The organism is Sphingobacterium corticibacter (genome assembly GCF_003076635.1).
GTDB lineage: Bacteria > Bacteroidota > Bacteroidia > Sphingobacteriales > Sphingobacteriaceae > Sphingobacterium > Sphingobacterium corticibacter.
Genome location: NZ_QDKG01000010.1, coordinates 1 through 5,895, shown reverse-complemented (window position 1 = coordinate 5,895; position 5,895 = coordinate 1). Strand labels below are relative to the sequence as shown.

Below are 5,895 nucleotides of genomic sequence, written 5' to 3'. Positions count from 1 at the left end.
CTTCTGCTCTACGTCCTTCTTCACCCTCTTTAAGGGCACGGACAATCTGGGTTTCTGTAAAACGTGTCTTCTTCATTTTCAACTTAAATTTAAACATTGTAGTTCAGTTTTAAGCTGTCTGTTTTTTTGGGACACTTACAAAATAATGAAACATTTGCGTTGTCAAAGAGTTCTATTTATGAAATTTATGTATCAACTATACAATTCCAGATGTCCGAATATAACAATGCCTTAAGCAAGATGCTTGAATCTGCTTTAAATGCCTCTAGTAATGGAATCGTAATTACAGACAATACGCAGCCCGATAATCCTATTATCTATTGTAATCAATCATTTACTGATATGACAGGGTATAGTATAAATGAAATTATAGGTCGCAATTGTAGATTTCTTCAAAAAAATGATCGTAATCAAGAAGCTAATAAAATTCTTTCAGAAGCTATTTTGAAAGGTGAGGGATCTCAAATTGATATAAGAAATTATCGAAAGGACGGATCTATGTTCTGGAACGAACTAACCATTTCTCCAGTCTACGACCAGAGTGGTGCTGTTACTCATTTCGTTGGTATGCAAAATGATGTTTCCCGACGTAAGGTTGCTGAGCAGACATTAATTCTTGAAAGTAAGAATCTCGAAAAAAAAATCTTAGATCACACTAAAGAATTGCAAGAACATGAACAATTTTTAAAGGGAATTGTCGAGACTATTCGAGAAAGTCTAATTGTGTTGGATCCTGATTTACGTATAGTGCTTGTCAATAAGCATTTCGAGCATTTTTTTAAGGTAAATGCTGGTGATCTTAAGGATGAAAAGCTAGATTATATTTTAGATGGAGCGTGGAACATTCCAAAACTTATAGATCTTTTAAATAATATATTACCATCAAATAATCCTTTTGAAGACTTTGAAGTTGAACATGATTTTCCATACATTGGATTAAAACGATTATTATTAAATGCGTCACAAATCACTTTAGACGGTACGTATAGAAATTGGATACTATTAGCCCTAGAGAATATATCAGAAAAATATATAACTGATCAGAAGAAGGAAGATTTTATTGCCATAGCAAGTCATGAAATAAAGACGCCTTTGACTGTAGTAAAAGGCAATTTACAATTGATGCAGAGAATGCTTGAAAAAGGTAATCTAGAAGGTGTTGAGATTCGACTTCAGCAATCCATTGATTCCTTAGATAATGTAAATAGCTTATTCGTTAATTTATTAGAGGTCTCTGCACTTGCATCAGGTTTTACACAATCAAAAAATCCTATTAAAATAGCGACCGTTATAGATATGGCGATAAACGGGATAAAAAAGAGTCATAAGGAGGCAGAAATTGATGTGAGTGGGAATTTAGATCTTTTATTGCTTGGTGATAAGCTGCAGCTTTGTCGGGTAATAAACAATATTTTAAATAATGCAATTAAATATTCAGGGCAACCAACTGTCATAAAGTTACATATTGGTCAAGTTGGAAATTATGCGAAAGTATCAATAACAGATTTTGGCATAGGCATAGCTAAAGAGAATCAGGAAAGAATATTTGATAGGTTCTATCGTGTTCCTGAGAACGAGCATAAATATTTAGGTACAGGATTAGGTCTTTTTATTTCCAAGCAGATTGTAATTGAACATGGAGGAAATATATGGGTAGAAAGTAAAGTAGGTCATGGTTCAACTTTCAATTTAACCATCCCTCTATCAATTTAGTAAGGTAGATCTTGCGGAGTTAACTCATATTTTCTCCTTATGACTTACGCAATAGCGGCTAGATAGACGCTGTAAATTATTTTTTCTAAGAAGCGTTGAAGTTCGAGCATCATTTGGGCTAATTATTTAACATAAAGTATTGAATTAAATTTCTTAGTATTTAAAAAATTTTCTATTATTTGAAGATAAGACGGCGAATTTTAAGAGGGTTGAATGTGGGATAATAGTCGAAAAAAATGGTTTGTTTTGGCCAATTCAAAATGGATTAATTCCACCGAGATATTAAAAATATACAGTCTGCATTTTGGGATTCTTATTTTAAATTATTGGATTTTCAAAATCAGAAAAGGGGAATTATTAAGCGTATACTAGAACCTGATAAGACACAAAAAAAATGGAATTTTAAATTTTCCCCGTTCGAATGTTGTAAAGGTTATTTAACTGAAATTTTATCTGATCATATTACGGCCAATAATACTCGTTTTAAAAATAGGTAATGATTTCATGATTTTGAAAATTAATATTTAACTTAGTTGTCAAAGTTAAACGGTGAGCAATAAGGTGAGTAATAATTTTATTCATTCTTTAAGGTGTTGATAAACAGGTTTTTGAGTGGTTTTGGATTCGTCCTGCCACCCCGACAAAAAAGCTCTAACGAAAGTTAGGGCTTTTTTTGTGTTTGGGGGTTTGGCAGATGAGAACCTTGGTTCGATCCGCAGGAGCTTCAGGGATTGTGTTTGGGGTAAGTGTGGCTGAAGCAATCCTGCCACCCCGACAAAAAAGCGCTAACGAGAGTTAGGGCTTTTTTTGTGTTGACTCTGAAATCTACTAATCAATTCTTGGATATAAGGTTTTTGCTTAATAAGCTCACCAAGCGTTGCCTCAAAAGTGATGGTCTGCCGGAGGTTGGGGAAGGATAGTTTCCCCTTGGCTATAGAATACGATAAAAAGATATTGACGACGTTGTAGAGTAATAGCAATTTGTGGATGAAATCGGTTTCGACAATCTTAAATCCCAACTTTGTGGCTGTTTTCTTATTCATAATATAGCTGGTTCCTCGAATAAGAAGCTTATCGTCATAACCTCGTTCATGTTCTTCAATGAATTTCAGAAATCCTTGGAGGTACTGATGGATAATGAAATCTGTGCGTTGTTTTCCATTTAGCTTACCATTGATGACGAATACATAATCGAATAAGGTGCCTCCGTGTATTCTTAGTATTCCGTTTTTAGGCTTTTCGGAAAGAAAAAGTGCTGAGTGGTATTTCAGATTACCTTGAGCAGCCATCGAAGGCACGTCTTAAAAAGGAGCAATTATGGATACCGTAATTATGAAAATGAGAGGAGGAAGTAAATAAATGCCTGTGATCCATGAAACATAAATCGACAAAGAAATAGCTAGGAAAGCTCCTAAACCAATTAAGAATTGAATTTTGAATTTTTCTTTATTCGGCTTGTTGTAAAATCTGTTTTCCAATACTATTCCATATGGTTTTGCATTTAATACCAACTAAAATACAAATTAAATCGCGCTAGATCTACGGATGCTAGTAGTTTATTGGGTTGGGAAATTTTCTTTCCTAAGAATGTCTGGTTAGGATTTCGCCATCTTGTCGTTAGTATGGCTTGGATCAAAGCTTATGTTTTCTCCAGATCTCTTCGCCCACATCTTTCCCATGATTGGCAATGCCGAGATAGGTTTCAAATCGAGTGATTTTCCATGCACCGGCCTTTTTATCCACTAAAAAGCGAATGGATTGCCACTTCGGTTCTGTCAGAAAGGTTACTTGATATCTTGCTTTTGATAGTTGCTCGATATTCTTGCTGCTGGAAGAGTTTATCGATGCATATCGCGGCGGCTGCTGAAAATTTAATCCAGAGAGCGTTCGATTTTGTTTACCATAAGCATACTGATCGAATAATGTGTTGAAGTCTTCTACGAAGCCGTTCTCTTGATAAGAGCGATCGTGGAAGCCCTTATTCTCTAGTTCATCCGCCTTTTGAGCAAAATCAATACACATCAAGATGATATCCTGTTCTTCTTGTTCCATATTATGTTTGTTCTGTGTGTGTTTCTAAAGATATGAAGACTTTTATTTCCGGGATGATATGGTTTTAAATAAGCTCAGATGTAATCCTTCCAGCCTCGCAGACAAAAAAGCTCTAACGAAAGTTAGGGCTTTTTTGTTCATTGTTTGGCTTTGCTAAACAAACTTATTTCAAGCAAAAGCAGCATCGATATGCTTTACTTACCGAGTATAGTAAGGTCAAGCATCTAGTGCTTGAATATAGATGTCTCATGCCTCAGATCGGCATCAGAAAACTGCATTACCTAAGGCCGCATCTGAGTTGTAAGATTTTAACACCAATACAAATGCATGCACAGCAGAATGTAAAAATTAAAACGTATAAAAAAACCTTGAACAGTTATTAGATTGTTCAAGGCTTTTTGTCAAATTTGATATAAAAAATGGTCAACCTATTTCAGGACTAGACAGTAATCGAAATTCTCTAAGCACTAGAAAGAGATGTTTATTAAAGTTAATGTGACTTTAAAAAGACATCATTTCCAAATGTTGGATCCACTAATGCGTTAAGATATTCTTCGATTTGCTTCGCCATGCTGCTATCGTCTTTGACGATTCCCATAGCTTTCACCTCTTTATTAAGCCGTTCCATATCTTTAATATAAAAATTAAAAATAGTTGGAGATATACCAACTTCCTTTGCTGATGTTTTTATTGGGACCATTTGTCCGTTTTCAATTTTTATGTTTTTATAGAATCTATATAATACAGCTCGGAATTTGCCAAAAACTGGGCCATCAATATCTTCATTATTGTTCAGATTATTTTGGAAACTTTGAATCTCTTCAAGACTGATGTCCACCTCATCACTATTCTTTATCAGCTTTCGAGCTAGTACTGCACTTTCTGGATTTTCTAGAAGTTGCTTCTCATCAGGGATAGTGCCTTCCTCAATTGGTTTTTGACACGAAATCGCCAGTAATACCAGTACGGCCGTACCGCCTATAATGCTTTTAAAATTCATCATATTAGTAAAATTTAAAGTCTTGTAGTATATGTAAAACCAATAGAAGCCGTGCTAGAAGCTGTTGAGCCTGTGTAGCTGTATCTGGGGTTAGTGGCCAATATTCCGTCTACATATGTAGCAACTTGTCCAGGAAGCATAAGCCCTTGATAAATATTACGACCAAATCTATTTTCAGTCCAGATTAGAGAAGCTCCGATTACATTGTTGTTTCGTGCGGAAGCATCTACACGTTGCCCTCCACCAAATGCCATGTCGATAGATGATCTTGGAGGATTAATTAACGAAAAAGTGAATGTTTGCGGATTGCCCTGTTGAGCTTGCGCAGAATTAAAATAGTAGTTGGTAATCCCGTGCTGATTGTCCTTAAAGTCTATGAACCATAAGAAGGTGAATATAACACTGCTCGTTAGTGCTATAAAAAATTTTTTAATGATATTTTTCATTTTACTGTAAATTATAATGTTTAATTAAATAATTTTTACGTCTTAAAAAAATGAAAGTATCTGAAATTAAATATAGTGCGCGAAAGATTAAATTTAATCATATTTAGCAAACTTTATACATTATATTATAAAATTTTTCATAAATTATAGTGTAATGATGTTTAAAATGTTTTTATTAAGAAATAATTAAAGTGATTTTCTCTTATGGTGTAACAAAATATTTTCTCAGTATCTTACTATGTTTTAATTGTATTTGAAGTATGTTCTCTGTATGAATGGCTCTTTTCTTGCATTTCTCTTGATAGCAGTTTGTATCACATAAATAGGGATTTCCTTCCATGTAAGATATATCTAAATGCGCTAGACTCGCCTGTGTATTTAACGGAGTGTGAACTAGAAGCGTCTACCTTGTAGTTGCCCGTGTTTTAGTATTTGCAATAGTCGCCATTGCCCCGTGTCTGCTTAGGAATTCATACGCGTTTTATCGGCATCCATACGTACGTTCTTAGTATTTATATAGTATAGACTCAGTACAGTTTCAGTAAGGATAAGGTTAATGTCTTATCCTAAAATACCTATACAGGTTGCTTAATAAATCCTGAATTGGTTATACATGCTATTTGTTAATCCTAATTGTACTGTACACTGCAATTTTATAATCCTGCTTGAACTATACAAGTTCAT

5 protein-coding genes are annotated in these 5,895 nt (G+C 34.4%); 1 reads left to right on the top strand and 4 read right to left on the bottom strand.

Going from position 1 to position 5,895, the window contains the following annotated elements; genetic code table 11:
- Positions 1–210: 210 nt before the first annotated feature.
- A complete protein-coding gene (locus DC487_RS17105) occupies positions 211–1,713 on the top strand; it encodes a PAS domain-containing sensor histidine kinase (protein WP_116777199.1) in 1,503 nt (500 codons plus the stop codon).
- 785 nt (positions 1,714–2,498) lie between these two features.
- Here the strand turns inward: DC487_RS17105 and DC487_RS17100 are convergent.
- From DC487_RS17100 to DC487_RS17075, 4 genes are all read right to left on the bottom strand, one after another.
- Entirely contained in the window at positions 2,499–3,002 is a 504-nt protein-coding gene (locus tag DC487_RS17100) for a hypothetical protein (protein WP_116777198.1), read from the bottom strand.
- 343 nt (positions 3,003–3,345) lie between these two features.
- Positions 3,346–3,765: a hypothetical protein gene (locus DC487_RS17090; RefSeq protein ID WP_116777196.1), complete on the bottom strand. Its 420-nt coding sequence runs from the start codon at positions 3,763–3,765 to the stop codon at positions 3,346–3,348.
- Positions 3,766–4,255: 490 nt separating this feature from the next.
- Positions 4,256–4,768, bottom strand: a complete 513-nt coding sequence (locus DC487_RS17080; RefSeq protein ID WP_116777194.1) for a hypothetical protein — start codon at positions 4,766–4,768, stop codon at positions 4,256–4,258.
- An 11-nt stretch (positions 4,769–4,779) separates the two neighbouring features.
- Positions 4,780–5,211 (bottom strand): hypothetical protein, encoded by a 432-nt coding sequence (locus DC487_RS17075; RefSeq protein ID WP_116777193.1) that lies wholly within the window; start codon positions 5,209–5,211, stop codon positions 4,780–4,782.
- Positions 5,212–5,895: the final 684 nt, after the last annotated feature.